This window comes from Pseudomonas sp. DW-iso3, from assembly GCF_058725305.1.
Genome location: NZ_JBZXDZ010000007.1, coordinates 184,694 through 210,757 on the forward strand (window position 1 = coordinate 184,694; position 26,064 = coordinate 210,757).

General features: G+C 60.9%; 25 protein-coding genes and 1 riboswitch. Of the genes, 12 read left to right on the plus strand and 13 right to left on the minus strand.

The window, feature by feature from the left end:
- Position 1: 1 nt before the first annotated feature.
- Positions 2-766: a malonate transporter subunit MadM gene (madM, locus tag AC4PS7_RS21555; protein WP_010207194.1), complete on the plus strand. Its 765-nt coding sequence runs from the start codon at positions 2-4 to the stop codon at positions 764-766.
- 106 nt (positions 767-872) lie between these two features.
- Here madM and AC4PS7_RS21560 read toward each other — a convergent pair whose 3' ends face one another.
- Positions 873-1,793, minus strand: a complete 921-nt coding sequence (locus tag AC4PS7_RS21560) for a LysR family transcriptional regulator (protein WP_010207193.1) — start codon at positions 1,791-1,793, stop codon at positions 873-875.
- A 145-nt stretch (positions 1,794-1,938) separates the two neighbouring features.
- Between AC4PS7_RS21560 and trhA the strand changes: the two genes are divergently transcribed.
- A complete protein-coding gene (gene trhA / locus AC4PS7_RS21565; RefSeq protein ID WP_431480331.1) occupies positions 1,939-2,556 on the plus strand; it encodes a PAQR family membrane homeostasis protein TrhA in 618 nt (205 codons plus the stop codon).
- 42 nt (positions 2,557-2,598) lie between these two features.
- Here the strand turns inward: trhA and AC4PS7_RS21570 are convergent, their stop codons facing one another.
- A complete protein-coding gene (locus tag AC4PS7_RS21570) occupies positions 2,599-3,501 on the minus strand; it encodes a LysR family transcriptional regulator (protein WP_021492682.1) in 903 nt (300 codons plus the stop codon).
- Between the two features lie 108 nt (positions 3,502-3,609).
- Between AC4PS7_RS21570 and AC4PS7_RS21575 the strand changes: the two genes are divergently transcribed.
- From AC4PS7_RS21575 to AC4PS7_RS21585, 3 genes are read left to right on the plus strand one after another with little or no spacing between them, the layout of a single operon-like run.
- Positions 3,610-4,833 carry a D-amino acid dehydrogenase gene (locus AC4PS7_RS21575; protein WP_047542537.1) on the plus strand — a complete coding sequence of 408 codons (1,224 nt, stop codon included), beginning with the start codon at positions 3,610-3,612 and terminating at the stop codon, positions 4,831-4,833.
- 10 nt (positions 4,834-4,843) lie between these two features.
- Positions 4,844-5,194: a RidA family protein gene (locus AC4PS7_RS21580; RefSeq protein ID WP_010207188.1), complete on the plus strand. Its 351-nt coding sequence runs from the start codon at positions 4,844-4,846 to the stop codon at positions 5,192-5,194.
- Between the two features lie 25 nt (positions 5,195-5,219).
- Entirely contained in the window at positions 5,220-6,122 is a 903-nt protein-coding gene (locus AC4PS7_RS21585; RefSeq protein WP_010207187.1) for a transporter substrate-binding domain-containing protein, read from the plus strand.
- Between the two features lie 3 nt (positions 6,123-6,125).
- Here the strand turns inward: AC4PS7_RS21585 and AC4PS7_RS21590 are convergent, their stop codons facing one another.
- Positions 6,126-6,845: a 16S rRNA (uracil(1498)-N(3))-methyltransferase gene (locus AC4PS7_RS21590; protein ID WP_042571430.1), complete on the minus strand. Its 720-nt coding sequence runs from the start codon at positions 6,843-6,845 to the stop codon at positions 6,126-6,128.
- A 38-nt stretch (positions 6,846-6,883) separates the two neighbouring features.
- Positions 6,884-8,290: an adenosylmethionine--8-amino-7-oxononanoate transaminase gene (locus AC4PS7_RS21595; RefSeq protein WP_492179739.1), complete on the minus strand. Its 1,407-nt coding sequence runs from the start codon at positions 8,288-8,290 to the stop codon at positions 6,884-6,886.
- 272 nt (positions 8,291-8,562) lie between these two features.
- Between AC4PS7_RS21595 and AC4PS7_RS21600 the strand changes: the two genes are divergently transcribed.
- Together AC4PS7_RS21600 and AC4PS7_RS21605 are read left to right on the plus strand one after the other, a co-directional pair.
- Positions 8,563-9,114 carry a cytochrome b gene (locus AC4PS7_RS21600; RefSeq protein ID WP_010207182.1) on the plus strand — a complete coding sequence of 184 codons (552 nt, stop codon included), beginning with the start codon at positions 8,563-8,565 and terminating at the stop codon, positions 9,112-9,114.
- A gap of 32 nt (positions 9,115-9,146) precedes the next feature.
- Positions 9,147-9,725, plus strand: coding sequence for a YceI family protein (locus AC4PS7_RS21605; protein ID WP_021492687.1), 579 nt, complete (start codon positions 9,147-9,149; stop codon positions 9,723-9,725).
- 224 nt (positions 9,726-9,949) lie between these two features.
- On the opposite strand, the gene rhlE2 is transcribed toward AC4PS7_RS21605, so the two are convergent.
- The 5 genes from rhlE2 to ahcY form a co-directional block, all read right to left on the minus strand.
- On the minus strand, positions 9,950-11,830 hold the full coding sequence (gene rhlE2 / locus AC4PS7_RS21610; RefSeq protein ID WP_010207180.1) for an RNA helicase RhlE2: 1,881 nt from the start codon (positions 11,828-11,830) through the stop codon (positions 9,950-9,952).
- A 221-nt stretch (positions 11,831-12,051) separates the two neighbouring features.
- On the minus strand, positions 12,052-12,843 hold the full coding sequence (locus tag AC4PS7_RS21615) for a substrate-binding periplasmic protein (RefSeq protein ID WP_021492688.1): 792 nt from the start codon (positions 12,841-12,843) through the stop codon (positions 12,052-12,054).
- Positions 12,844-12,916: 73 nt separating this feature from the next.
- Positions 12,917-13,999, minus strand: a complete 1,083-nt coding sequence (locus tag AC4PS7_RS21620; RefSeq protein WP_010207178.1) for a hypothetical protein — start codon at positions 13,997-13,999, stop codon at positions 12,917-12,919.
- A gap of 77 nt (positions 14,000-14,076) precedes the next feature.
- A complete protein-coding gene (metF, locus tag AC4PS7_RS21625; protein ID WP_010207177.1) occupies positions 14,077-14,922 on the minus strand; it encodes a methylenetetrahydrofolate reductase [NAD(P)H] in 846 nt (281 codons plus the stop codon).
- Between the two features lie 167 nt (positions 14,923-15,089).
- Positions 15,090-16,499: an adenosylhomocysteinase gene (gene ahcY, locus AC4PS7_RS21630; RefSeq protein ID WP_010207176.1), complete on the minus strand. Its 1,410-nt coding sequence runs from the start codon at positions 16,497-16,499 to the stop codon at positions 15,090-15,092.
- 21 nt (positions 16,500-16,520) lie between these two features.
- A riboswitch (S-adenosyl-L-homocysteine riboswitch) is annotated at positions 16,521-16,627 on the minus strand.
- A gap of 198 nt (positions 16,628-16,825) precedes the next feature.
- Between ahcY and AC4PS7_RS21635 the strand changes: the two genes are divergently transcribed.
- From AC4PS7_RS21635 to AC4PS7_RS21645, 3 genes are all read left to right on the plus strand, one after another.
- The gene (locus AC4PS7_RS21635; RefSeq protein WP_010207175.1) at positions 16,826-17,230 is read left to right on the plus strand and encodes an acyl-CoA thioesterase; all 405 of its coding nucleotides are present in this window, start codon (positions 16,826-16,828) and stop codon (positions 17,228-17,230) included.
- A 99-nt stretch (positions 17,231-17,329) separates the two neighbouring features.
- Positions 17,330-19,261, plus strand: a complete 1,932-nt coding sequence (locus AC4PS7_RS21640; protein WP_137205780.1) for a patatin-like phospholipase family protein — start codon at positions 17,330-17,332, stop codon at positions 19,259-19,261.
- Positions 19,262-19,332: 71 nt separating this feature from the next.
- Entirely contained in the window at positions 19,333-20,220 is an 888-nt protein-coding gene (locus tag AC4PS7_RS21645) for a formate/nitrite transporter family protein (protein ID WP_010207170.1), read from the plus strand.
- Here AC4PS7_RS21645 and AC4PS7_RS21650 read toward each other — a convergent pair.
- Positions 20,214-21,473 carry a cation:proton antiporter gene (locus tag AC4PS7_RS21650; protein WP_042571432.1) on the minus strand — a complete coding sequence of 420 codons (1,260 nt, stop codon included), beginning with the start codon at positions 21,471-21,473 and terminating at the stop codon, positions 20,214-20,216. The two genes, AC4PS7_RS21645 and AC4PS7_RS21650, sit on opposite strands and share 7 nt — an antisense overlap.
- Positions 21,474-21,664: 191 nt before the next feature.
- Here AC4PS7_RS21650 and AC4PS7_RS21655 point away from each other — a divergent pair, with 191 nt between their 5' ends.
- Positions 21,665-22,051: an MAPEG family protein gene (locus tag AC4PS7_RS21655; protein WP_010207167.1), complete on the plus strand. Its 387-nt coding sequence runs from the start codon at positions 21,665-21,667 to the stop codon at positions 22,049-22,051.
- Positions 22,052-22,140: 89 nt separating this feature from the next.
- On the opposite strand, the gene mltA is transcribed toward AC4PS7_RS21655, so the two are convergent.
- Positions 22,141-23,325, minus strand: a complete 1,185-nt coding sequence (gene mltA / locus AC4PS7_RS21660) for a murein transglycosylase A (RefSeq protein ID WP_045791543.1) — start codon at positions 23,323-23,325, stop codon at positions 22,141-22,143.
- Positions 23,326-23,454: 129 nt separating this feature from the next.
- On the opposite strand from mltA, the gene AC4PS7_RS21665 reads away from it, so the two are divergent.
- A complete protein-coding gene (locus AC4PS7_RS21665; RefSeq protein WP_010207165.1) occupies positions 23,455-23,904 on the plus strand; it encodes a c-type cytochrome in 450 nt (149 codons plus the stop codon).
- A gap of 6 nt (positions 23,905-23,910) precedes the next feature.
- Here AC4PS7_RS21665 and AC4PS7_RS21670 read toward each other — a convergent pair whose 3' ends face one another.
- Both AC4PS7_RS21670 and ligB read right to left on the minus strand, forming a co-directional pair.
- Positions 23,911-24,306, minus strand: a complete 396-nt coding sequence (locus AC4PS7_RS21670) for a DUF1090 domain-containing protein (protein ID WP_045791544.1) — start codon at positions 24,304-24,306, stop codon at positions 23,911-23,913.
- 39 nt (positions 24,307-24,345) lie between these two features.
- The gene (gene ligB / locus AC4PS7_RS21675; RefSeq protein WP_031291100.1) at positions 24,346-26,010 is read right to left on the minus strand and encodes an NAD-dependent DNA ligase LigB; all 1,665 of its coding nucleotides are present in this window, start codon (positions 26,008-26,010) and stop codon (positions 24,346-24,348) included.
- Positions 26,011-26,064: the final 54 nt, after the last annotated feature.

A 26,064-nucleotide genomic window follows, 5' to 3' on the forward strand; every position in this document is an offset into this window, starting at 1 on the left:
TATGTGGGATCTCATCGAAAAAGGGTTGGAACATAACGGCCTGATCACCGCATTTGCCTTTGTCGGCGTGGTGATGTGGATTTCCGTGGTGCTGTCCAAGCGCCTGACGTTCGGGCGCATCCACGGCTCGGCGATTGCTATCGTCATCGGCCTGGTCCTGGCGTGGGTCGGCGGCACGATCACGGGCGGCCAGAAAGGCCTGGCTGACCTGGCGCTGTTCTCCGGCATCGGGTTGATGGGGGGCGCGATGTTGCGCGACTTCGCCATCGTCGCAACGGCGTTTGAAGTGCAAGCCACCGAGGCGCGCAAGGCCGGGATGATCGGCGTGATTGCGCTGCTATTGGGCACGATCCTGCCGTTTATCGTCGGTGCGAGCATGGCCTGGGCGTTTGGTTATCGCGATGCAATCAGCATGACCACCATCGGTGCTGGCGCCGTGACTTATATCGTCGGCCCAGTGACGGGGGCGGCGATTGGCGCGACCTCGGATGTGATGGCGCTGTCGATTGCCACCGGGTTGATCAAGGCGATTCTGGTCATGGTGGGAACGCCGGTCGCGGCACGCTGGATGGGGTTGGATAACCCGCGTTCGGCGATGGTGTTTGGTGGGTTGGCCGGCACGGTGAGTGGGGTGACGGCGGGCCTGGCGGCGACGGATCGGCGGTTGGTGCCGTATGGCGCGCTGACGGCGACATTCCACACCGGACTGGGTTGCCTGCTTGGGCCTTCGTTGCTGTATTTCATCGTACGGGGGCTGGTCGGCTAACTTCGGAATGTGTGTTGTCGGGTCGGGCGTCTTCGCGAGCAAGCCCGCTCCCACATTTGGAATGCATTTCAAGTGTGGGAGCGGGCTTGCTCGCGAAAGCGGTGTGTCAGGCTGTCACCTGTCGATTGGCATACATCCGACACTCCGCCAACAATGCCAGCAAATTCGGATCACGCTCCTTGGCCTTCAGAAACACCACGCCAATATGCTGCTGCAACCGATACCTGGGTTGCAGCGGTATCAGTTTCACGCGGTTCTCATACACGGCTGCAATCCGCCCCGGCAGCAGCGCATAACCTACGCCTGAGCTGACCATGCTCAACAGCGTGAAGATGTCATTCACCTGCATCGCCACCTTCGGCTCGAACCCTGCCTGCTTGAACACGCGGTTGCCATCCTGGTGGGTGGCGAAGCCTTGGGTGAGGGTGATGAAGGTTGCGTCACGCACGTCGGCGAGGTCGATCTCACGCTCGCGGTCGAAGGGCGAGTCGGCGGGAGTGGCGAGGAAGATATCGTCGGAGAACAGCGCGATTTGTTCGCAGTCCGGGTCGTTGGCGTGCTCGTCGAGGGAGATCAGGATCGCGTCCACTTCCATGTTCTTGAGCTTGTAGAGCAGGTCGAAGTTGGAGCCCAGGATCAGGTCGATATTGAGTTCGCTGCGGCGGATCTTCAGGCCCATGATCAGTTGCGGCACGGTTTTCACCGTCAGCGAATACAACGAGCCAAGCTTGAAACGTTCGGCGGAGAAGCCGGCCGCTTCGCGGGTCAGGCGTACGCTGTCGACCACATCGGCCACCAGTTTCTGCGCGCGTTCTTCCAATACGTAGGCGCTTTCCAGCGGCGTGAGGTTGCGCCCTTCGTGTTTGAACAGCGGGCAGCGCAGGGCGTTTTCCAGGGAGTGGATGGCGCGGTGCACGCTGACATTGCTGGTTTGCAGCTCGGCGGCGGCGCGGGCCAGGTTGCCGGTGCGCATGAACGCCAGGAAGATTTCCAGTTTCTTGAGGGTGAATTCTTCGTCGATCAGCATGGCCGTGGGCTCTTGTTCGAATGCTGTTGATTGTGCCCGCAAAACCCTCTCGCGTCCTCGGAACGTCATAAGCCGCTTGCACTCTTATGCGCAAGGCTGGACGCTTGGCAGCCAGCCCATGACGGTTACAGGAGGTCGGAGAGCGATGTACCACGGGGAACGATTCAACGCCTGGAGCCATTTGCTCGGTGCTGTCGCGGCGAGCATTGGCGCCGTGTGGATGTTGGTGGTGGCAAGCCTCGACGGCAGCCCTTGGAAGATCGTCAGCGTGGCGATCTATGGTTTTACCTTGATGGTGCTGTACAGCGCTTCCACCGTGTACCACAGCGTGCGCGGGCGGCGGAAAGAAATCATGCAGAAGGTCGATCACTTTTCGATCTACCTGCTGATCGCCGGCAGCTACACGCCGTTCTGCCTGGTGACCCTGAGAGGGCCGTGGGGCTGGACGCTGTTTGGCATCGTGTGGGGGCTGGCGGTGATTGGCATCCTGCAGGAGATCAAGCCGCGCTCAGAGGCGCGCATCCTGTCGATCGTGATTTACGCGGTGATGGGGTGGATCGTGCTGGTGGCGGTCAAACCGCTGCTCGCCGCGCTGGGCACGGCGGGGTTTATCTGGTTGGCGTCGGGCGGGGTGCTGTATACCGTCGGGATTATCTTCTTTGCCCTGGAGGACCGCCTGCGCCACTCCCATGGTATCTGGCATTTGTTTGTGATTGGCGGGAGCCTGCTGCACTTCGTGGCGATCATGCATTACGTGCTCTGACGGACAACACCTGCGATCCTCGTTGCTTCGACAGAACGGTCTCTACAGCCGCTCCAATAACTCCCGGGCGCGGTGGCCGAAGATCTCCAGCAAATTCGCCAGCATATGCGGCGGAGGCTCATCGGCGCGGGTCAGGGCGTACAGGGTGATCGGCAGCGGCGGCGTGAGCGGGCGGATGCAGGTGGTGGCCGTCGACGCACCCAGCGCGGTGAACGGATCGATCACCGTCAAGCCGGCCCCGGACTCCACCATCGCGCGGGCCAGGGAATAGGTTTGCACCGAGATCGTGACCTTGGGGGGTGGGTCGACGTTTTCCAGGTAGCTATCGAGTTTCGCTGCCAGCGGGTCGGCGCTGGAAAGGCCAATCAGCGCCGTGCCTGCCAGGTCCGCCAGGGGCAATGGTTGGCTCAGTTCGGCGTCGGACCAATAGCCTTTAGACGCCAGTGCCACCAGCACACCATTGGCCAGCACTTGCGTGGTCAGCCCTGGATGGCCGGAGAAGTTGAGCGTCAACGCCAGGTCAATCTCGCGCATCAGCAGCTTCTGCACCAACTCGCGGCTATGGTCGCTGGACAGCTCGCACGCCATCTCCGGGTAATCGCGCTTCCATTCCAAGATCGCCGGCGGCAGCAGCGATAACGCCAGCGCCGGGATCGCGCCGATGCGCACACTCTGGCCCGGTGCTCGGCGCAGACTTTTGGCCAGGCGCCGCACGCCTTGCAGGCTTTCGGTGACTTTCTCCACTTCGCTTTCCAGCGCCAGGGCTTCCGGTGTGGGCTGCAATTTGCCGCGCACCCGCAGGAAAAGGGGGAAGCCCAGTTGCAATTCGGCGTGCTGCAGCACCTTGGTCACCGCCGGTTGCGACACATGCAGCAATTGCGCGGCGGCGCTAACGGAGCCGGTCTGGCGGATGGCCTGGAAGATTTCGATATGACGCAAGCGCATGGCAAGTCCATAACCTTTGTTTATAGGTGATCCATCTTTATTCATTGTCGGCAGCCTGTCACCTGCCCCTAGGCTTGAGGCCTCTGGATTTAAAGGTGGGCGGCGGAAATGGTGTGCATCATTGGGGGGGGAGTGATTGGTCTGGCCAGCGCCTATGCGTTGGTGCGTGCAGGTCATGAGGTGACGCTGATCGATGCACGCGAGACCCTGGGCAGCGAGACCAGCTTTGCCAATGGCGGGCAGTTGTCCTATCGCTACGTGGCGCCACTGGCCGATGCAGGGGTGCCGCTGCAAGCCATCGGTTGGTTGTTGCGCGGTGACTCACCATTGAAACTGCGGCCGCGCCTCGACCCCCAGCAATGGCGCTGGATGGCCGCGTTCCTCGGCGCTTGCCGTGGCTCGGTGAACAAACGCAATGCCGCCCACCTGTTGCGCCTGGCGTCCCTGAGCCAGGACACCTTGCAAGTGTGGCGCGATCTCGATCGCCTGGATGGCTTCGACTGGCGGCGCAACGGCAAGCTGGTGACCTTTCGCAATGCCAACGCTTTTGAGCGCGCGCGTGGCAAGGTCACCGATATCCTGCAACAGCAGGTGCTGTCGACCGCCGATTGCGCTCGCCTGGAGCCTGCGCTGGCGGACGGTGGTTTTGTCGGTGGGATTTATACGCCGAATGAGGAAGTCGCTGATTGTCATGCCTTCTGCCAGCGGCTGGCGGCGCGATTGGAAGCGTCGGGACGTTGCCGCTTTATGCTGGGCCGAAAGGTCACCGGCATTCGCCACGCCAAGGGTAGGGTGCAGGCCATCGAATTGGGCGATGAGGTTATGCCAGTCGAACACCTGGTGCTGGCGGCTGGGTATCGCAGCGCGGAGTTGGGCGTGCCGTTGCCGCTTTACCCGCTCAAGGGTTACAGCCTGAGCGTACCGATTGGCGCGCAACACCAGGCACCGAACGTGAGCATCACCGATTACGACCGCAAGATCGTCTACGCGCGCATTGGCGAACAACTGCGGGTGGCGGCCATGGTGGATATCGTCGGCTTCGACGCCCGTCTTGAGCCCAAACGCCTGGCGCTGATGAAACGTCAGGCCTTGGAGACCTTTCCACTGGCGGGCGACTACGACCAGGCGGTGGAGTGGGCCGGTATGCGCCCGGCCACCCCGACCGGCGTGCCGCTGATCGGCGCCAGTGTCTATCGTAACCTGTGGCTGAACCTGGGCCACGGAGCCCTCGGTTTTACCCTGGCCTGTGGCAGCGGCCAGCTGCTGGCCGAGTTGATTGGCCAACACGCGCCTTCTATTGATATGCAGGGCCTGGCACCCCGCGCCGCATGAGGATGTCTGCATGACTATCACCCGCATCAGCAGTAACGAGCGCCTCTCGGGCGCAGTGACGTTCAACGACTTGGTGTTCCTCTCGGGCCAGGTGCCCGGCGATGGTCTGGACGTGGCGACACAAACCCGTGAAGTGCTGGCCAGGATCGATGCGTTGCTGGCCCAGGCGGGCAGCGACAAGGATCATCTGCTCAACGCCACGATTTACCTGAAAGACATCAGTGAAGGTTTCGCACCGATGAATGAAGTGTGGTCAGCCTGGCTGTCACCGGGTTTAGCGCCGACGCGCACCACGGTGCAGGCAGAACTGGCGCGACCGAGTGTATGGGTGGAAATCAGTGTGATCGCTGTACGTAAATGACTTCAAAGACCAACGGAGAATAACAATGAAAAAGATCCTGTTGACCGGCTGCACCCTGGGACTCTTGCTGGGCGCACAGGCCCATGCGAATCAAGCACCGCTGGACGGCACGCTGGGCAAGATCGCCAGCGCCAAGTCCATTACCTTGGGCTATCGCGATGCGTCGGTGCCGTTTTCCTACGTGGGGGATAACAGTGGCAAGCCCATGGGCTATTCGGTGGAGCTGGCGAGCAAGATTGTCGAGCGCATCCAGCAGAAAACCGGCGTGGCCACGCTTAATGTGAAATACAACCTGGTGACGTCCCAGACCCGCATCCCCTTGGTGCAGAACGGTACCGTCGACCTGGAATGCGGTTCCACCGGCGTAACCGCCGAGCGGCAGAAGCAGGTGGCGTTTTCCTACGGGTTTATCTACGTGAAGGGGCAATTGCTCACGGCCAAGGACAGCGGTATCAAAGGCTTTCCCGACCTGGCAGGCAAGAACGTGGTGACCACCGCCGGCACCACCAACGAGCGCTTCCTCAAAAGCTACAACGCCGAGCACAAGACCAACATGTTCGTGATCAGCGCCAAGGATCACGGTGAGGCGTTCAAGATGCTGGAGACCGGTCGCGCTGCGGCCTTTTACATGGATGACGCGTTGCTCTATGGCGAGCGGGCCAAGGCCAAGGACCCGCATAACTGGGTGGTGGTGGGCGAGGAGCAATCGCGGGAAATCTACAGCTGCATGTTGCGCAAGGACGACCCGCAGTTTCTTGCGGTGGTCAACGAGACACTTGGCGACCTTTACCGCAGTGGGGAGATCAACGGGATTTACCAGCGCTGGTTCGAATCACCCATTCCGCCCAAGGGCTTGAACCTGGAATTCCCGATGACCCGTGAGTTGAAGGCGATTATTGCCAAGCCGATCAGTGATCCGGTGGAGTAAGCCCTAGAAATCGCCCCACAACTGTTGGGCGACGGCCAACGCCACCACCGGTGCCGTCTCGGTGCGCAATACACGCGGGCCGAGGCGGGCGGCGTGGTAGCCGGCGGCTTGCGCAGTGTCGACTTCCAGGTCGGTCAGCCCACCCTCAGGGCCGATCAGGAAGGCCAGGCTCGATGGCTTGGCATGGCTGACCATCGGCTCGGCCACGGGGTGCAGCACCAGCTTCAAGTCCGCTTGGGTCTGTTTCAACCAGTCTACCAACAGCAGCGGCGGATGAATCACCGGCACCGTGGAGCGCCCGCATTGTTCACATGCACTGATCGCCACCTGGCGCCAGTGCTGCAGGCGTTTGTCGGCGCGTTCGTCCTTGAGGCGCACTTCGCAGCGGTCGCTGAAAATCGGGGTGATTTCGCTGACGCCCAACTCGGTGGCTTTCTGGATCGCCCAATCCATCCGTTCGCCACGGGACAGGCCCTGGCCCAGGTGAATGCGCAGTGGCGATTCGGTCTGGCCGCTGAAGCTTTCCGTAAGCTGCACGGTGACGCGCTTTTTGCCGACCTCCAGCAGGCTGCCCCGGAACTCCAGGCCGGAACCGTCGAACAATTGCACGGCATCGCCTTCGCCCATACGCAATACGCGGCTGATGTAGTGCGCCTGGGCTTCCGGCAATTCGTGATCGCCGAGGCTCAGCGGGGTGTCAGTGAAGAAGCGGGACAATCTCATTTCTGTTCTCTGAAGAGGTTTACGTAGGGGTTCGTTGATCAACCCGGATCGCGGAAGCCTGGGTGGAAGTCCTTCGGCACTGCAACGCTGACGTTGCTGTGGGTGGCAATGTCGATGCCTTCGCTGGCCACTTCGGCGAGGAAGTCGATCTGCTCGGGCGTGATCACATAGGGCGGCAGGAAATACACCACGCTGCCCAATGGCCGCAACAGCGCACCGCGTTCCAAGGCGTGCTCGAACACCTTCAGGCCACGACGCTCCTGCCAGGGGTAGGCGGTCTTGGTGGCTTTGTCCTGGACCATCTCGATGGCCAGCACCATACCGGTCTGACGCACTTCCGACACGTGCGGGTGGTCCACCAGGTGCGCCGTGGCGGTGGCCATTCGCTGGGCCAGGTCCCTGTTGTTTTCGATGACGTTGTCTTCTTCGAAAATATCCAAGGTCGCCAGCGCCGCCGCGCACGCCAGCGGGTTGCCGGTGTAGCTGTGGGAGTGCAGGAAGGCGCGCAGGGTCGGATAGTCGTCGTAGAACGCGTCGTACACGTCATCGGTGGTGACCACGGCCGCCAGCGGCAGGTAACCGCCGGTGAGGGCCTTGGACAGGCACAGGAAGTCCGGACGGATGCCGGCCTGTTCACAGGCGAACATGCTGCCGGTGCGGCCGAAACCTACAGCGATTTCATCGTGGATCAGGTGCACGCCATAGCGGTCGCAGGCTTCGCGCAGCAGCGTGAGGTACACCGGGTGGTACATGCGCATGCCGCCGGCGCCCTGGATCAGCGGTTCGACGATCACGGCGGCGACGGTGTCGTGGTTGTCGGCCAGGGTCTGTTCCATGGCCAGGAACATATTGCGCGAGTGTTCTTCCCAGCTCATGCCCTCGGGGCGCAGGTAGCAATCCGGGCTCGGTACTTTGATGGTGTCGAGCAGCAGCGCCTTATAGGTTTCGGTGAACAGCGGCACGTCGCCCACCGACATCGCGGCGATGGTTTCGCCGTGGTAGCTGTTGGTCAGGGTGACGAAGCGTTTTTTGTTCGGCAGGCCGCGGTTGAGCCAATAGTGGAAGCTCATCTTCAGCGCGACTTCGATGCAGGACGAGCCGTTGTCAGCGTAGAAGCAGCGGGTCAGGCCCTCGGGGGTCATTTGCACCAGGCGCTCGGACAGTTCGATCACCGGCTGGTGGCTGAAGCCGGCCAGGATCACATGTTCCAGCTGATCGACCTGGTCCTTGATGCGCTGGTTGATGCGCGGGTTGGCGTGGCCAAATACGTTGACCCACCAGGAGCTGACAGCATCGAGGTAGCGCTTGCCTTCGAAGTCTTCCAGCCACACGCCTTCACCGAGCTTGATCGGGATCAGCGGCAGTTGCTGGTGGTCTTTCATCTGGGTGCAGGGATGCCACAGCACTGCGAGGTCGCGTTGCATCCACTGGTTGTTCAAGCCCATCGGTTATCTCCTCGAAGCGGTCCTGCGGCCGGCGCAGGTAAATCAATCGCGCAAGCCTATGCAATGGACGGCTGTGTCACAACCTATTAGAGATAATTCGCAGTAAACGTAGGACGATCTGTCACGTTTCTTAGGAATAGTCCTTAATCCATCGTTAACGTACTGTGCATAATCTCAAGATCGTATTTCTCGATATTTCAAAGCGAAATTTTCGGCTTTAATTCGATAGGTAAATCGCTAGTCTTGGGCACAGCTCTTACGGGATTTGGGACATGCAGCTACGTAATTCGTCGGCCCGCTATGGTTGGGTCAGTATGGTTTTGCACTGGGGCGTAGCCTTGGTGGTGTTCGGGTTGTTCGCGCTGGGCCTGTGGATGGTCGGTCTCGACTACTACAGTGCCTGGCGCAAAGACGCGCCCGACTTGCACAAGAGCATTGGCATCACGCTGTTCGCCATCATGCTGGTGCGTATTGTCTGGCGCCTTGTCAGCCCACCGCCGCCACCGCTGGCCAGCTACAGCCGCATGACCCGTATCGGTGCTGCGTTTGGCCACGCGTTCCTGTATCTCGGGCTGTTTGCCGTGATGATCGCCGGTTACCTGATTTCCACCGCAGACGGTGTCGGTATTCCGGTGTTTGGCCTGTTTGAGATTCCTGCCGTGGTTTCCGGATTACCGGACCAGGCAGATAACGCCGGCTTGGTGCATCTGTACCTGGCCTGGGTGTTGGTGGTCTTCGCCGGCTTGCACGGCGTGGCTGCGTTGAAACACCACTTTATCGATCGTGATGCGACCCTTACGAGAATGCTGGGGCGCAAAGCCTGATGTTCAACCTCGACTCACAAGGAATAGAAAGCATGTTGAAAAAGACCCTCGCTGCTCTGGCAATCGGTACTGCTCTGCTCTCCGCAGGCCAGGTGATGGCTGCTGACTACAAGATCGACAAAGAAGGCCAGCACGCCTTCATCGACTGGAAAATCAGCCACCTGGGCTACAGCTTCATCCACGGTACCTTCAAGGATTGGGACGGTACCTTCAGCTGGGATGCCGCCAAGCCAGAAGCCAGCAAAATCGCAGTCGACGTGAAAACCGCCAGCTTGTGGTCCAACCACGCCGAGCGTGACAAGCACATCGCCAGCAAAGACTTCCTGGACGTTGCCAAGTTCGCTGACGCCAAGTTCGTTTCCACCGCAGTCAAGTCCACCGGCGACAAAACCGCTGATGTGACCGGCGACCTGACCTTCCACGGCGTGACCAAGCCTGTGACCTTCAAGGCCACCTTCAACGGTGAGGGCAAAGACCCGTGGGGCGGCGAGCGTGCCGGCTTCAACGCCAAGACCACTGTCAACCTGAACGACTTCGGCATCAAAGGCCCAGGCCCGTCCTCGCAGACTGTGGACCTGGACATCTCGCTGGAAGGTGTGAAGCAGAAGTAATTTCTGTTTTTACCCAAAAAAACCGGATCCTGCGATCCGGTTTTTTTATGCCAGGAATGCAATCAACGCGGGAGCTGGCTTGCCTGCGATTGCATCGACTCGGTGGGCCTGACGCGCCGAGGTGCCCGCATCGCAGGCAAGGCAGCTCCCACCGCTGATCTGTGTTGAGTCAAAAAAAAGCCCCGTCTCGAAAGAGGCGGGGCTTTTTTATGGCGCTTTGGAACTCAGCGATTGCGCGTCAGCAGCGCTGGTTTTTCACCACGAGGACGGCCTGGCAGTTGATCCAACTGCTCGGGTGTCGGGAAGCGATCAGCCTTCGACTCCTTGTGGATGATCTTTGGCGCCGGACCACCACGAGGGTTCTGCACGGCTGGCTCGGACGAACGTTGCTGGTCGTCACGGGCCGGGCGGCGGTTGTTGCTGCGCGAGTCTTCGCGGCGAGCCTGGCCATCACGCGGCGCACCGTTACGCGGGCCATTGCGCTTGGCTGGCGGCGTACCAGTAGTGCCGCCGCTGCTGTTGCGTGGACCATTCTGACGACCACCTTGTGGCTGGCCGCCACGGGGAGCACCTGCGCCAGCGCCCTGTGCCGGGGCGCCTGGGCGACGGCCACGGCCTTGGGCCGGCTTGGCCTGGGGCACGTAGTCGACGCGGTTACCGAAGTTATCCACATCGTCGTCCAGGAACTCGTCCGGAGCACGGTCGGCAGCAGCGCGTGGCGGCTGGCTCGGCTGGCGCTGTTCGCGGGCCGGAGTGCCTTCGCGGGGCTTCTGCTCACGGGCCGGGCGTTCGCCACGGCCGCTGGCAGATTTTTCCTTGCCCTTGTCTTTGCCCTTGTCGCGACGGCCACCGCCACCCCCGCCGCCGTTCGGGCCATCGCCCTTCGGACCGCGTGGGTTGCGCGGGTTGCGCACGTCCGGACGCTCGCGCGCTTCAGGCTTCTCGGCCTCCACGGCGCTGGCATCGAAGCCCATCAGGTCGCCGTCGGCGATTTTCTGCTTGGTCATGCGTTCGATGCTTTTCAGCAGTTTTTCTTCGTCCGGTGCAACCAGGGAGATGGCTTCACCCGAACGACCGGCACGGCCGGTACGGCCGATACGGTGCACGTAGTCTTCATCGACGTTTGGCAGCTCGAAGTTGACCACGTGTGGCAATTGGTCGATATCCAGGCCGCGGGCGGCGATATCGGTGGCAACCAGGATGCGTACGGAGCCGGCCTTGAAGTCGGCCAGGGCCTTGGTGCGCGCGTTCTGGCTCTTGTTGCCGTGAATGGCGACGGCGGTGAGGCCGTGCTTGTCCAGGTACTCGGCCAGGCGGTTGGCGCCGTGCTTGGTGCGAGTGAAGACCAGCACCTGTTCCCACGCGCCGGCGGTGATCAGGTGGGCCAGCAGCGCACGCTTGTGGCTGGCGGCCAGGCGGAATACGCGTTGCTCGATACGCTCGACCGTGGTGTTCGGCGGCGTGACTTCGATGCGTTCCGGGTTGTGCAGCAGCTTGCCGGCCAGGGCAGTGATGTCCTGGGAGAACGTTGCCGAGAACAGCAGGTTCTGACGTTTGGCCGGCAGGCGGGCGAGCACCTTTTTCACGTCATGGACAAAGCCCATGTCGAGCATGCGGTCGGCTTCGTCCAGCACGAGGATTTCCACGTGGGACAGGTCGACGCTGCCTTGGCCGCACAGGTCGAGCAAACGACCTGGGCACGCGACCAGCACGTCCACACCACGGGACATGGCCTGAACCTGTGGGTTCATGCCGACGCCGCCGAAGATACAGGCGCTGACGAACTTCAAATCGCGGGCATACAGCTTGAAGCTGTCGTGCACCTGGGCGGCGAGTTCGCGGGTGGGGGTCAGGACCAGAACACGCGGTTGGCGCGGGCCGTGACGCTGGGATTTGTCCGGGTGACCATTGGGAAACAACCGCTCCAGAATCGGGAGGGCGAAGCCGCCGGTTTTACCAGTACCTGTCTGAGCCGCAACCATCAGGTCGCGACCTTGCAACACGGCGGGAATGGCCCGCTGTTGCACCGGAGTAGGCTCGGTATAGCCCGCTGCCTCGATGGCGCGGACTAAAGCCTCGGAGAGACCGAGGGAAGCAAAGGACATGAGTAATCCTGTTTTAGTTAGGGCTTGGCCCAAAGGGATAATCTTGCCGGGCGTGAATGGCGCTTAGGGGAGCGCAACCCCGTCCGGTCCTGCTGCGTCTGGCGGGCACTCCACCGGCTCGCGCGGGCTGAAAGCTGCGCTGTAGCGGGGTTGGGTGCCTTTTTCAAGACCTCAGCGGCCGGGCGTGAGCCTGGCGGAAAGGCCGGAGTATAACAGAGCAATCACGGCGCGCTGCTTTCCTGCTGCTCAACGGTGTGTCCAGCGCCCGTAATCGCTTGGATTCCACCATATTTGGCGCTCAATGCGCTATATGCCGGTTCTTGTTTGAAGCGTTTGAGCTCGGCGGCAAAGCGTTGTACCAACAGATCCATGCCCGCGCCACGGCGCACCGCAAGGAACTGCTGCTGGCGGCTGACCACCGCCGGCGCCTGGCTGACCTTGCCTTCCAGGCCCAATGCCTTGATCACATGCTGGCCCACCCTGCGGTCCGTGATCACCAGGTCGATGCGCCCGAGCATCAATTTGCCGAAGTTGGCCTCATGGCTGGGAGCCGGTTCGTGGTTGAACAGCGCTGAATCGCTGAAGTCGGCGCCGTACAGGTAGCCCGGCGACGTGCCGACCGTAAGGCCGCGCAGGTCTTCGAGAGCTTGTACGGGGTGTGGGCGCTCATTGGCGTAGAACAGCACGAACTCCACATCCGACAGTGGTTCGCTGGGATACAGCAGCAAGGCGTCGCGCTCATGGCTGTGGAAAATGTCCAGTGCCCCGTCGGCCTGGCCCTGGTCGAGCATGGCCAGGCAGCGCTTCCAGGGCAGGAACTGCCATTGCACCTCGACGCCCAGGCGTTGGAACACGATCGCCGTGGTTTCGTAGTCCAGGCCGCGCATGGTGCCATTGTCGTCGTACACATAAGGCGCCCATGGCTCGGTGACAATGCGCAGTTTCTCGCCATAAGCGGCCAGACTCAGGCAAGTAAAGAGGGTAGCGGTCAACAACTTGAGAATGACGGGCATGGCCTGAGGTTACGATGCTCCCGCCCTAAAGAGAAGCTCTGGCACGCGCATCCGCAGGCGGGGCTAGGTGGCGCTATTTGGCCGGCGACGTCATCAAATGCTCATAGATCGCCACGCGGCGCTTGCCGAGAATCAGGCGCACCACGGGGTTGGCGAACCAGTGTTCCAGCTGGTGGGCATCGATCGGGCGTTTCTGGCGTTCTTCCTGGTTCTGTCGGGCCTTGTCCCACCACACCGGGCCACACGCCTGGTCGAATTCATTCTCGTGCTCGTAGCAGCCATAGAGAATTTCGCGGATGAACTGCTGCTGGTGCTTGGGCAATACCAGGGTGATCAGTTTGTATAACAGGCGCTGCAGGCGGGGAGGGCGCGGCAGGTGTGAGGAGACCTGGCGAGTGTCGGCCAGTGCCAGTGCGCTGGTCGGGGCCGCCCCATGCTTGGCGATCCACGCCTTGACCTTGGCGCGAAACAGCTGCTTGCGGCTCCAGTAATGGTGGATCAGGTCCGGGCATTCGCGCACGTTGACGGTGCGATAGGCGGCGATCGACAGGCAGAATTCTTCCAGGGTGTAGGCGCCCTGGGCATGGGGGAACAATTCGTCCATCAACTCGATGGAGCGATCGAGGATATGCGCGTCCTGTTGCGTCAGGCCCATGACCCCGGAGTTGAGGGTCATCATGTCATCGTCGGCCACGCCCATGTCCAGCAGGCGCTGGCGCAGGGCGGTGTAGAGGAGGCTTTCGTGGTTGTCGCCGTACTTGGTGTAGAAGGCGTTGCACAGCAGGGTGCCAGGCTGCACGCGCTCGAACAGGTCCATCGGTGAGTGATGGAAAAAAGTGTCGGTGTCGATCAGCATGGCCACCGGCGATTCTTCCAGCACTTGGCGCAACACCACATGCTTGGTGCGGAAGTGATAGCCGTGGGGCTCGCTCCAGCGTTTACGGGTGGCTTCGTCCAGCGGGCGTACGCGCACTGGCAAAAGGCGATAGGGCTCCGGGTTGTCGCTGAATACCTGGATGTCCACGGCGGCTTCCGGGGTGTCCTGCAGGAAGGCCAGCGCACTGGCGATGCTGAACACCGCTTCCTGGTGGTAGGTCTCGGAGCCGAAGACCAGGTAGACCAGTTGTGGGCGGGAAGTCGTGGGCACTGTATTCATGGACTGCTAGGTTCCGTGGCATGTAAAACGACGAAGGCCCTCGTAGAGACGAGGGCCTTGGCACAGCCGGACAAACTTCAGCGTGGCAGCTTGAGGTTGTTCCAGATGGCAAGGCTGGGTTCAGCCTGGTTCAGGGTATAGAAGTGCAACCCTGGCGCGCCACCTTGCAACAAATCTTCACACATAGTGCTGATGACCTGTTCGCCGAACGCCTGGATGCTCTTGACGTCGTCGCCATAGGCTTCCAGTTGTTTACGCACCCAGCGTGGGATCTCGGCACCGCAGGCGTCGGAGAAGCGCGCCAGCTTGCTGTAGTTGGTGATTGGCATGATGCCTGGCACGATCGGGATGTTCACACCCATGGCCCGTACACGCTCGACAAAATAGAAGTAGCTGTCGGCGTTGAAGAAGTACTGGGTGATCGCGCTGTCGGCGCCGGCGTTGGCCTTGCGCACGAAGTTTTGCAGATCGTCTTCGAAGTTGCGGGCCTGGGGGTGCATCTCCGGGTAGGCCGCCACTTCGATATGGAAGTGATCGCCGGTTTCTTCACGGATGAAGCTCACAAGGTCATTGGCGTAGCGCAGCTCACCGCTGGCCATGCCCATGCCGGAGGGCAGGTCACCGCGCAGGGCGACGATGCGCTTGATGCCGGCGGCCTTGTATTGGGTCAGCAGGCCGCGCAGGTCGTCCTTGCTGTCGCCCACGCACGACAAGTGCGGAGCGGCGGGAACTTTGACTTGGCTTTCCAGTTGCAACACGGTGTTGATCGTGCGGTCACGGGTCGAGCCGCCGGCGCCGTAGGTGCAGGAGAAGAAGTCGGGGTTATAGCTGGCCAACTGCGTGGCAGTCGCCATCAGTTTTTCATGCCCAGCATCGGTCTTGGTCGGGAAGAACTCGAAGCTGTAGCGACGGTCTTGGGACATGGTCGTATCCTTGGAAACTCAAAACTGGAAGGCTTACACCGTCAATGTGGGAGCGGGCTTGCTCGCGAATGCAGTGGGTCAGTCATGATTGCTCCGACTGACACTCCGTATTCGCTAGCAAGCCCGCTCTCACACAAGCCCGCTCCGATAGGGAGAGAGCCGGTTACTTAGTAGCGGTAAGCGTGCGGCTTGAACGGACCTTCAACCGTCACGCCGATGTAGTCGGCCTGGGTCTTGGTCAGTTGAGTCACCACGCCGCCGAAGCCGCGGACCATTTCCAGGGCCACTTCTTCGTCGAGTTTCTTCGGCAGTACTTCCACGGTCAGGCGCTCGGCTTTCTGGGCCGGCGACAGGTCGGCGTACTTCTGGCCGAACAGGAAGATCTGCGCCAGTACCTGGTTGGCGAAGGAGCCGTCCATGATGCGGCTTGGGTGGCCGGTGGCGTTGCCCAGGTTAACCAGACGGCCTTCGGCCAGCAGGATCAGGTAGTCGTCGTTCTGTGGGTCGAAATCACCAGCGCCGGTGCGGTGAACCTTGTGCACCTGTGGCTTCACTTCTTCCCATGCCCAGTTCTTGCGCATGAAAGCGGTGTCGATTTCGTTGTCGAAGTGACCGATGTTGCAGACAACGGCGCGCTTCTTCAGGGCTTTGAGCATGTTCGCGTCGCAAACATTCACGTTGCCGGTAGTGGTCACGATCAGGTCGATCTTGCCCAGCAGGGCCTTGTCGATGCTGGCTTCGGTGCCGTCGTTCTGGCCGTTGATGAACGGCGAAACCACTTCGAAACCGTCCATGCAGGCTTGCATGGCGCAGATCGGGTCCACTTCGGAGACCTTGACGATCATGCCTTCCTGACGCAGGGACTGGGACGAACCCTTGCCCACGTCACCGTAGCCGATCACCAGGGCTTGCTTGCCCGACAGCAGGTGGTCGGTGCCGCGCTTGATGGCGTCGTTGAGGCTGTGACGGCAGCCGTACTTGTTGTCGTTCTTGCTCTTGGTCACCGAGTCGTTGACGTTGATGGCCGGGATTTTCAGCTCGCCCTTGGCCAGCATGTCCAGCAGGCGGTGCACGCCAGTGGTGGTTTCTTCGGTCACACCGTGGACGCGGTCGAGGATCTGCGGGTACTTCTTGTGCAGCAGCTCGGTCAGGTCGCCGCCGTCGTCGAGGATCATGTTGGCGTCCCATGGCTTGCCATCTTTGAGGATGGTTTGCTCCAGGCACCACTCGTACTCTTCTTCGGTTTCGCCTTTCCAGGCGAACACGGCGATACCGGCAGCAGCGATAGCGGCAGCGGCCTGGTCTTGAGTCGAGAAAATGTTGCAGGACGACCAGCGTACTTCGGCACCCAGGGCAACCAGGGTTTCGATCAGCACGGCAGTCTGAATGGTCATGTGGATGCAACCGAGGATCTTGGCGCCTTTGAGCGGCTGCTCAGCGGCGTACTTGCGACGCAGACCCATCAGGGCAGGCATTTCGGATTCGGCGATGAATGTTTCGCGACGGCCCCAGGCGGCGAGGGACATGTCGGCGACTTTGTAGTCGTTGAAATCTGCAGGCGTGTTTACTGCGCTCATGAAGAGCCTCCATTCGTAGTGTGCGAATGGGCGCCGTTGTGCGTTTAGTATCAGGCCAGGTGGACCAGGCCGGACAACGCCCCATCCGAGCCTGACAGGTTGAACCTGCTGCAGCGCCCCTCGGACAGGTGGCGGGAGAACGGTATCAACCAGAGATGACCGTTTTGAAACGGCGCCGATTATAGCCTTGTGCGCCAGACTTCCCAAGCCTTTCCGTCGGCCATATGAAGATCGCTGATGGGGTTGATAGGTAATGGCACATAGAGCTTGGGCCCACGCTCTGCCATGATGTTGCCCATCATTCGGCAAGACGCTTTGGAGTGACCATGAACTTCCACACCCGCAAATGGGTAAAACCTGAAGACCTCAACCCCAACGGCACCCTGTTCGGCGGCAGTCTGCTGCGCTGGATCGACGAAGAAGCGGCGATCTACGCCATTGTGCAACTGGGCAACCAGCGCGTGGTGACCAAGTACATCTCCGAAATCAACTTTGTCAGCGCCTCGCGCCAGGGCGACATCATCGAGCTGGGCATCACCGCCACCGAGTTCGGTCGCACCTCTATCACGTTGACCTGCGAAGTGCGCAATAAGATCACCCGTAAAAGCATCCTCACAGTAGAGAAAATGGTGTTCGTCAACCTGGGTGAAGACGGTTTGCCGGCACCCCACGGTCGCACCGAGATCCGGTACGTGAAGGATCAGTTCAAGGACGATAGCCTTCCCGAGTAACCCCGCAGTGGGGTGATTTGCTTTACCAAATCATTCCGTGCGGATCTTTCGCAGGCGCTCTCATCACTCAGGGCCACATCCCGTAGAGAGAGCCCGTGCATGAAAGTGTTTAATGCAATCGCCACACTCCAACCCTCATTGAATAAAGAGGCCTTCTCCCCGACCCATCAAACGGGGGAGACGCCTCTGGTGGAGGGGGTTGGTGCGCGCAATGTGACGCTTCTGCGTGATCACCAGGGCCGGGTAGACGTATTTTTATCGGCACCCGCCGTTACCAGCCTTGTACTCAGTGGGGGTGGCGCCAAGGGTATTGCTTTCTCGGGGGTGGTGCGGGCACTTGAGGATGCTCAGAAGCTGGAAGGTATCCAATCGATCTCCGGCTCATCTGCCGGTGCGATTTCCGCGGCACTGATTGCCAGCGGCATGGGGGCGCAAGCGTTCGACAGGTTGTCGGACAGCATCGATTTGCCCAGCCTGCTGAACAGCAAGGACGTCGTGACGGCCTGGATGCAGGATGCCAGTTCGACACTGGGCAAACTGGTCGGCCGCTTGCCCGGCGCTGCCGGCAATATTTCTCAGTTGCTGATGACCTTGCTGCCGCGCCTGCAGACCGAGGCATTACCCCTTGAAGAAGTGATCCGCAACGAGTCGCGCCAGTCGATTCTGGAGCATATCGCGCAAACCCCTCGGGAAACCCGGCCGGGCGAAGTCATGCACATTGCTGACAAATTGAGTGCCGGTGCCGCCCCTACGTTTGGCGATCTTGACGTGTTGAGCCGGCATATTCCTGCGATCAAGCAGCTCAACATCACCGGCACCGGCATGTTTGCTGGCCGTCCGCAGTTGGTGGTGTTCAATGCCAGCCTGACCCCGCAGATGGATATCGCCCGGGCGGCGCATATTTCCGGCTCGTTGCCGCTGGTGTTCAAAAGCCCGGAGGAGCGGGGGCATGGTTTCCAAACCTCAACTGAAACCACCGCGTTCAAGGACGGCGGCATGCTGCTCAATACACCGGCGCCAGGTGTGGTGGATCGGGCATTTCCCGAGAGTCCCCTGACCAAGTCTGAGTCCTTGATCGTCAAGTTCGAGTCCGACGCGGCTGATGCGCGAACGCGCAGTGGCAGTTTTTTCAGCAGCTTGGCAGACCGCATCACCTGTGTTCCGCATTCGGCTGCGGGAGCCTTTCAGGACAAAAAGCTTGAGGCGTTCGCCGAGCAGATCGTGACATTGCCCCTGAAGACGGAAAAAGGTGATTTTCGAGGCCTGCTCACGGGCACGGTCAACTTCACGATGCAGGATGAGCATAAGCAACATCTGCAGGCGAAGGCGCGCCAGGCGGTAGACGCGCATCTGGAGCGTCGCAGCACCGCGCTTGAGCGCCACTCGTTCCAATCGCTGGATGACGCCGTGTTGGCCATGGACGATGCAATGCTCGCCAGTGTGCAACCAGCGCTGCAAAAAGATCCCGCCGCCGCAGATGTGCTGACGTTTCGCAAGAACGCCCAACAGGCGTTGCACGCCCTGGATGGCGCGATTATCGAAGCCAACCAGGCGAAGGGCGCGCTGGTGTTCACGCCGAAAATCTTATCGGCCCTGCGTAACCTCGACGCTCTGGCCCGGCGTCCCGAGCAAATCGATTGGTTGGGGCGGCGTCTCAATGTCGCCAGTCAGCGCAATTTCCAGCAGTTGTTGCAAGTGGCAACCAAGCAGATCGCGTCGGGCGCCTTGCCAATGTCCAAGGTCATTGGCAGCGCTGTCGCTGAGATGAGCGTGCGTGATATTGCGATGAAAGCTGAAAGCTTCACGCGGGAAGTGATCTACCCTTCGCTGTTTCGGCCGGGCCAGCCCGACGCCAATGTAGAGCTGTTACACCGTGCGGCCCAGGATTTGGCGTGGTCTTCCACGCCCACTGAATTCAACCGAGTGCTCGATACCATCAGCGACCGCTACAAGGCGCGCAACAAACCCTGGGACCGGATGTCCAGTGCCACCACCGTGGAGCAGGCCAAGGCCTGGCGTGTGCAGGTTTAGTTGCCTGGCCACTGAACAGCCATTGCGGCGGCGTGTCGTAGCTACAGGCACCCCTTGGACTCTGGATGATCATGACCACCGACGAAGCAGGCAAAACCCCCAACCTGTCGCAGGAAGAGCAGCACGACGTGGACAAAAACCAGCCGCCCCGTGCGGCGGTGTTGCATGAAATCATCCGCACCCAGGGTGACCAGGAGCTGGAGCGCAGTGTCGCCGCGTTGTGGTGGTCCGCATTGGCTGCCGGGCTGACCATGGGGTTGTCGCTGATGGCGATGGGGTTGCTCAACTCCCGTCTGCCGGAGGGCGAAGCCTTCAAGGTGATCGCCAGCTTCGGTTACTGCGCAGGCTTCCTGGCGGTGATCCTCGCGCGCCAGCAATTGTTCACTGAAAATACCCTGACCGCCGTGTTGCCGGTGATGAGCAAACCCACGCTGGGCAACGCGGGGCGACTGTTGCGGCTATGGACGGTGGTGCTGGTCGGCAACCTGTGCGGCACCCTGCTGGTGGCCTATGTGATGTTGCACCTGCCGATCTTCGATACCAAGACCGACCTGGCCTTCCTCGAAATCGGTCGCAAGATCATGGAGAACGATGCTGGCCAGATGTTCGCCAAGGGCATCATCTCCGGCTGGATGATCGCGACCATGGTGTGGATGATCCCGTCGATGGAAAGCGCCAAGATGTTTATCATCATCTTGATCACTTACCTGATGGCCCTGGGGGATTTCACGCATATCGTGGTGGGTTCGGCGGAAGTGTCGTACTTGGTGTTTGCCGGCGAGCTGGCATGGAAGGACTTCTGGCTGGTGTTCGCCGGACCGACCTTGGCAGGCAATATCATTGGCGGCAGCTTTATCTTTGCGTTGATCAGTCATGCGCAAATTCGCAGCGAAGGCAGCCTGCCGGACAAGAAAGCTGCGGACCCGAGGCATCCGCAGCAGATCAGCAAGGATCAGTGAGTGTCCGGCGCGGCCTGGGGCTCGTCCCGGGTCACGCGCTTGACCAGTTTGCCGATGCTCAACCCCTGCAACAGGATCGACGAGAGCACCACGATGTAGGTGATGCTCAGCAGCAGGTCACGCTCCGGGCCCAGCGGCAGTGCCAAGGCCAACGCTACCGACACACCACCGCGCAAGCCGCCCCAAGTGAGGATGCGGATGGTGCCGCGTGGCACCGTGCGCCAGCGCCGTAGCAGCAGGATCGCCGGGGCCACCGTCAACAGGCGCGACAGCAGGATCGCCACGGCCAGCAAGCTGGCGGCGAACACGTGCAGCCAATTGAACGGCAACAACAGCAGTTCCATGCCGATCAGGGCGAACAGTAGGGCGTTGAGCATGTCATCGAGCAACTCCCAGAAACCGTCGAGGTAGCGACGGGTCATGTCGTTCATCGCCAGCTTGCGGCCCAGGTTGCCGATGATCAGGCCGGCTACCACCATCGCAATCGGTGCCGAGACGTGCAGTTCGGTGGCCATCGCCGAGCCGCCGATCACCAGGGCGAGGGTCAGCATCACTTCGATCTGGTGCTGCTCGATGCTCTTGATCATCAGGTAGACCAGGTAGCCGATCAGGCCGCCGAACGCCACGCCGCCGATGGCTTCATGGGCGAATAGCATGGCGGTGGCGCCGACCGTGGGGGTTTCGCCCAGTTGTGCGATGCCCAGCAGTACGGTGAAGACCACGACTGCGGTACCGTCGTTGAAAAGTGATTCACCCACGATGGTGGTTTTCAGTGGTTTCGAAGCATTGGCCGTACGCAATACACCCAGCACGGCAATCGGATCGGTAGGTGAAATCAGCGCGCCGAACAGCAGGCAGTAAAGGAAGCTCACGTGCCAGCCGAACAGGGCAAAGATGTAGTACGCCAGGCTACCGATCACCACCGTCGCGATCAGTACGCCAAAGGTTGCCAGCAGGCCGATGGGCCAGCGATAGCTGCGCAGGTCGTTAAGGTTTACGTGCAAGGCGCCGGCGAACAGCAGGAACGACAGCATCCAGTTCATCAGCAGGTCGCCGAAGTCGATCTGGCCGATCAACTGCTGGATGCGCTCTTCCAGGCCAGGGTAGCCGAGAACGCTCAACCCTTGCAGGATCAGCGAAAACACCAAAGCTGTGACCATCACACCGATAGTGGGCGGCAGGCCGATAAAGCGGAAGTTCACATAGGTGAGCAGGGTGGTGAGGCAGATAAAGGCGGCGACAAGTTCAAGCATCCGGGGTCCTTGGAGTTGGGTGGCAGTGCGTTATTGGGTGGATGGACCGCACCTGTGGCGCGATGTTGCAAGGCATTGGCTAAAACGCCATAGAACCTTTGGGCGAGCCAGGGCTCATAGCGGTGAGTGCGGTTTGGTATTTTTAGTGCTAAAACTCTAATCGCTGTTTAAAACTACAAAAGGAATGTGTGATGACGGTGGCTTTCTGGTGTGTGTTGATCGCAATTTTTCTACCTTACCTGTGCACGGGTGTGGCCAAGTTCAGCGGTGGCAAGTTCGGTCCACGGCAGAACCACGACCCCCGCGCGTTCCTGGACACCCTTGAAGGGTTTGCCAAGCGTGCCCACAGTGCCCAGCTCAACAGTTTTGAAGTCACACCGGCCTTCGCGGCCGCAGTGATCATTGCGCACCTGGCCGGTACGGCCGAATTGGTGACCATCAATGTGCTGGCCGTGCTGTTTATCACCAGCCGCCTGCTGTACATCATCTGCTACCTGGCGGACTGGGCGATGCTGCGGTCGCTGGTGTGGTTCGTGGGGATGGCGTTGATTGCGAGTTTCTTCTTCGTATCGATCTAAAGGTCGAGCGGAGCCCCTATGGGCGCGGGCTATTGTGGCGAGCGGGGCAAGCCCGCTCACCACAATAAACCGAGTTTGGCAGAGCGCTTTCAGCTCCCGACAGGTGCATCCGGCACGTGCGGCAATGCTGTTCCCTTGGGCCACAACATCCAGATCTGCCCCTGCTGCTTCATGTTCCCCGCCAGTTCGCCGGCCGTATCACCGGTACCCCAGAACAAATCCGCACGCACTTCACCCGTGATCGCACCACCGGTGTCCTGTGCGGCGACGGGCCGTATGATCGGTGAACCGTCTGGCTTGGTAGTCGACAGCCACAGCAGGCTGCCCAAAGGAATCACCTTGCGATCCACCGCCACGCTGTAGCCGGCGGTCAGCGGCACGTTCAAGGAGCCGCGCGGGCCTTCGTTGCTGTCGGGACGCGCGCTGAAGAACACATAGCTGGGATTGCTCGCCAGCAGTTCCGGGATACGCTGCGGGTGCGACTTGGCCCAGGCGCTGATGGTACCCATGGTGACGTCTTCTTTGTTCAACTCGCCTTGTTCCACCAGCCAACGGCCGATCGGGCGATAGGGGTAGCCGTTCTGGTCACCATAACCGATGCGCAGTTGGCGCCCTCCGGCCAGTTGGATGCGGCCAGAGCCCTGGATTTGCAGGAATTGCAGGTCCATCGGGTCAGTCAGCCAGGCGATTGGTTTGGCTGTGGAGCCCTGGCCGTTGATGACGCTGGCATCGTCGTAAGGCTTGAGCACGCGACCTTCCAGGCGACCGCGCAGGCGCTTGCCCTTGAGTTCGGGGTAGATACTTTCCAGGTTGACGATAATCAGGTCGTCCGGCACGCCGTATACCGGCACGTTGGCTTTGGCGGTCTTGGTCAGGCTCCCGGGGTAGACCGGTTCGTAGTAGCCGGTGATCAAGCCGTTCGGGGTGTTGTCAGCCGAGCGTAGGCCGAACACATCCAGGCGTTCCTTGAGAAACCCGCGCACCGCCACGGCATTGCTCGGCACTGTCGCGGCTGCCGCACAGGTCGCGCCCCACACCGGGTCGGCCTTGAGGCGCTGGCAGGCGCTGCGCCAGGACTCAAAACCCGCCAGCAGGTCGCTGTCGGACACTGCCGGCAAGGCTTCCCATGGCGCACTCACATAGGTGGCGACAGCGTGGGGTTTCGACGTTTCGTCTTTGGCTGTTTCTTTGCCCGCATCGCAGCCAGCCAGCAGCGCGATCATCGGCAGGGCCCACGCCAGGCGGCGGCCCCAGGGTTTCAACGTGACATTCATACAAACAATTCCTGAAGCGATTGCCCGCGCCACAGCGCTGTTTGGCAACCCTTATTATTAATAGGGCTATTGGTCTTTACGGGCGAGGCGAGGATACTGGCCGCCGTTTCCCGTGACCTCGAAGCCACCATGACTTTTAAAAAACTGACCGTTGTATTGCTGGCCTGCCTGACACTGTCCGCCTGTGGCGGCGTGGATCCGAATTCGCCGCTGGGCCAGCGCAAGGCGATCTTCAAGCAGATGCTCAAAACCGGCGAAGACCTGGGCGGCATGTTGCGCGGGCGGATCCCATTCGACGGCGCTAAATTTGCCGAAGGCGCAGTCAGGCTGGACGCGTTGTCCCATGAGCCTTGGAAGCATTTTCCGAGCGTGCGCGAAGAAGATCACACCAGTGCCAAGGATGATGTCTGGCAGAAGCAGGCGCAGTTCCAGCAACTGGCCCGCGACCTTGAAGCGGCCACCGGTGAATTGGTGACCGCCAGCCAGGTTCAGCCATACAAAGCGAGCAACCTGGGGCCGGCAGTGCAGAAAGTCGAAGATGCCTGCAGCGCATGCCATAAGCAGTTCCGAGACCACTGACCGGTTTTACTGGTCGAGCTCTTCCACCGCGTCCTGCAGTTCTTTGCGGGACTCGGCGAGTTTGTCCTTACGTTTGTTGATTTTGTCCGCGTCACCTTTTTTCATGGCCTTGTCGAGGTCGGCCTGACGGCGGCTGACTTCATGCTTGGCATCAAGCACCTTGTTTTCCCGTTCCTTCTTCAAGGACGCCTCGGTGCAGTTGGCGGTGACTTCGCTCAAGGCTTTTTCCAGACCGGCTTGCTGGGCGCTGTTGCCGTGGGCCTTGGCCTGTTCGATCTGGGTGCTGATGGCTTGGCGCTTGGCGGCGCAACCGGTGAGCTGCGGGGTTTCTTCGGCGGCCAGCAGGGGGGTGGCCATGAAGCTTGCGACGGTCAACAGGGCAAAGGGGGCTAGAAATTTCATGTGGAACTCCAAGGTCGCAATCTGATGGTCGGCTCGGGTTCAAAACCCATCGATGCCGGCCACGCGTAATGTGTCTGCCAAGGCCTGTACTTGCGGGTCGCGGAAAAAGGCGCTCAGTTGCGCCGCGCGGCCCGGGCCGATGCCATCGATGGCCAGCCAGGCCTGGGTGTCTCTGGCGACCAGCGTCTGCCAGTCGCCTTCCAGGTTGTTGCGTGCCGCGGGTGGTACGCCCAAGGCTTTGAGCCATTGTGCAAAGGACCGCTGCCGTGCGCTGTTGAGGCTTTCGAGCACTCGCGTACGGCTGCTATCACCGAAGCCTTCAATGTTAGCAAGCTCTGCCACATCCAGGGTTAACCAATCGAGAAAGCTTGCGATTAGACCGGCCTGGATCAATACGTTCCAAGTCTCGCGACCTATGTGCGGCAACGCCAGGCCCTGATTGCCGCTCAACCAGGTGAGGCGCGCCAGCAGTTGCTCTTCGCAGCCTGGGTCCAGTTGCCAGCAACTCAAGGCATGAAAGTCCCGAGGGTCAGGTGCCGCCAAGTCGGCCCTGTGAGCATTTCGCAGGATGACCTCGTCCAGTCGGGGGATCACCTGGCCCGCAAGGCTGATGGAGACCTGGTCGCCAGGGCGGATATCCAGCGTTTGCCAACGCTTCAATGACCCGGCGCTCACACGACTGATCTGGCGGTCATCCAACTGCACCGGTTCCAGCTCAAGCATGGGTGTGATGCGTCCGGTGCGACCGATCTTGAATCGTACGTTGCGCACCAGCGCCAGGGCTTTGGCCGCCGGATACTTCCAGGCGACCGCCCAATAAGGTTCGCTGGCCTTCCATCGTCTGGCGGGCGGGCGCTGTGCCTGGTGCAACACCACCCCATCGCTGGCGAATGGCAGTGGATGGTTGTACCAATACGCGCGCCAGTGCGTGGCTTCGGCGATATCCCGAATGGGCTGACTGTAGCGTCGGCTGTCGGTAAAACCCCAGCGTGCCAATGCGGCCAAACGCTCGGTAAACGACCCCGGACCCTCGGGCCATGCCCATACGAACAGACCGATGCCGGCGGCGTCGGCGTCGCTCAATTCGAGGCGGTTCATCAGCCCGGCCACCTTGCTGCGGGCATTGAGCCCTCCGTTTGCCGATTGCACGTGGTCGTCGAGGTGCCAATAGAGTTCGCCTTGCAGCACCAGGTCGATGGGCTCCGGCAACTGCTGGACAATGCCGGGGATCCTGCGCGCGGACGCCGACCAGTCGTGGCCCATCAGGCCATCGCCCCGGCTGATGACTTGGCGCAGGCGACCTTGTCGATACACCAGGGTCACCGCCACACCGTCCACCTTGGGTTGAATCCAGACATCCTGGCGTGTGCTCAGCCAGGCGCCGACTGCCTGTTCATCCAGCAGTTTCTCAAGGCCCGTATGGGCAATGGGGTGGCGTAGGGTGCCGCGTGAGCTCGCCAGTGGGTTGTCGGGTTTCGGGGGGGACTCAGGGAAGCACCGGCGCCAGTGGGTCAGACGTTGGCGCGCCTGGTCATAGAGTTCGTCGCTGACGGGGGATTGGTTGAGGCGGTGGTAGCTGTCGTCCCATAGGCGTATCTGTTCGGTCAGTGTGTTGACCTGTGCCCGGGCTGTGTCGGGACACTCTTCGGCCCACCCCCTGAAGGGTAAAATGCTGAGTAAAAGCGCTAGCAGTAAAGGCATCATGAGCATCCTTGCTCGGAAAGGGTGCCCAGCCTAAATGATCCGATCGGCCACAAA

Coding starts and splice junctions, on each gene's coding strand:
- AC4PS7_RS21605 (WP_021492687.1), top strand. CDS start 9,147: ATGTTGAAAAAGACCCTCGCTGCTCTGGCAATCGGTACTGCTCTGCTC.
- AC4PS7_RS21590 (WP_042571430.1), bottom strand. CDS start 6,845: ATGAGATTGTCCCGCTTCTTCACTGACACCCCGCTGAGCCTCGGCGAT.
- AC4PS7_RS21640 (WP_137205780.1), top strand. CDS start 17,330: ATGAAAGTGTTTAATGCAATCGCCACACTCCAACCCTCATTGAATAAA.
- AC4PS7_RS21650 (WP_042571432.1), bottom strand. CDS start 21,473: ATGCTTGAACTTGTCGCCGCCTTTATCTGCCTCACCACCCTGCTCACC.
- AC4PS7_RS21655 (WP_010207167.1), top strand. CDS start 21,665: ATGACGGTGGCTTTCTGGTGTGTGTTGATCGCAATTTTTCTACCTTAC.
- AC4PS7_RS21635 (WP_010207175.1), top strand. CDS start 16,826: ATGAACTTCCACACCCGCAAATGGGTAAAACCTGAAGACCTCAACCCC.
- metF (WP_010207177.1), bottom strand. CDS start 14,922: ATGTCCCAAGACCGTCGCTACAGCTTCGAGTTCTTCCCGACCAAGACC.
- AC4PS7_RS21575 (WP_047542537.1), top strand. CDS start 3,610: ATGGTGTGCATCATTGGGGGGGGAGTGATTGGTCTGGCCAGCGCCTAT.
- madM (WP_010207194.1), top strand. CDS start 2: ATGTGGGATCTCATCGAAAAAGGGTTGGAACATAACGGCCTGATCACC.
- ahcY (WP_010207176.1), bottom strand. CDS start 16,499: ATGAGCGCAGTAAACACGCCTGCAGATTTCAACGACTACAAAGTCGCC.
- AC4PS7_RS21620 (WP_010207178.1), bottom strand. CDS start 13,999: ATGAATACAGTGCCCACGACTTCCCGCCCACAACTGGTCTACCTGGTC.
- AC4PS7_RS21600 (WP_010207182.1), top strand. CDS start 8,563: ATGCAGCTACGTAATTCGTCGGCCCGCTATGGTTGGGTCAGTATGGTT.
- rhlE2 (WP_010207180.1), bottom strand. CDS start 11,830: ATGTCCTTTGCTTCCCTCGGTCTCTCCGAGGCTTTAGTCCGCGCCATC.
- AC4PS7_RS21595 (WP_492179739.1), bottom strand. CDS start 8,290: ATGGGCTTGAACAACCAGTGGATGCAACGCGACCTCGCAGTGCTGTGG.
- mltA (WP_045791543.1), bottom strand. CDS start 23,325: ATGAATGTCACGTTGAAACCCTGGGGCCGCCGCCTGGCGTGGGCCCTG.
- trhA (WP_431480331.1), top strand. CDS start 1,939: ATGTACCACGGGGAACGATTCAACGCCTGGAGCCATTTGCTCGGTGCT.
- AC4PS7_RS21615 (WP_021492688.1), bottom strand. CDS start 12,843: ATGCCCGTCATTCTCAAGTTGTTGACCGCTACCCTCTTTACTTGCCTG.
- AC4PS7_RS21670 (WP_045791544.1), bottom strand. CDS start 24,306: ATGAAATTTCTAGCCCCCTTTGCCCTGTTGACCGTCGCAAGCTTCATG.
- AC4PS7_RS21580 (WP_010207188.1), top strand. CDS start 4,844: ATGACTATCACCCGCATCAGCAGTAACGAGCGCCTCTCGGGCGCAGTG.
- AC4PS7_RS21570 (WP_021492682.1), bottom strand. CDS start 3,501: ATGCGCTTGCGTCATATCGAAATCTTCCAGGCCATCCGCCAGACCGGC.
- AC4PS7_RS21585 (WP_010207187.1), top strand. CDS start 5,220: ATGAAAAAGATCCTGTTGACCGGCTGCACCCTGGGACTCTTGCTGGGC.
- AC4PS7_RS21665 (WP_010207165.1), top strand. CDS start 23,455: ATGACTTTTAAAAAACTGACCGTTGTATTGCTGGCCTGCCTGACACTG.
- AC4PS7_RS21560 (WP_010207193.1), bottom strand. CDS start 1,793: ATGCTGATCGACGAAGAATTCACCCTCAAGAAACTGGAAATCTTCCTG.
- AC4PS7_RS21645 (WP_010207170.1), top strand. CDS start 19,333: ATGACCACCGACGAAGCAGGCAAAACCCCCAACCTGTCGCAGGAAGAG.
- ligB (WP_031291100.1), bottom strand. CDS start 26,010: ATGATGCCTTTACTGCTAGCGCTTTTACTCAGCATTTTACCCTTCAGG.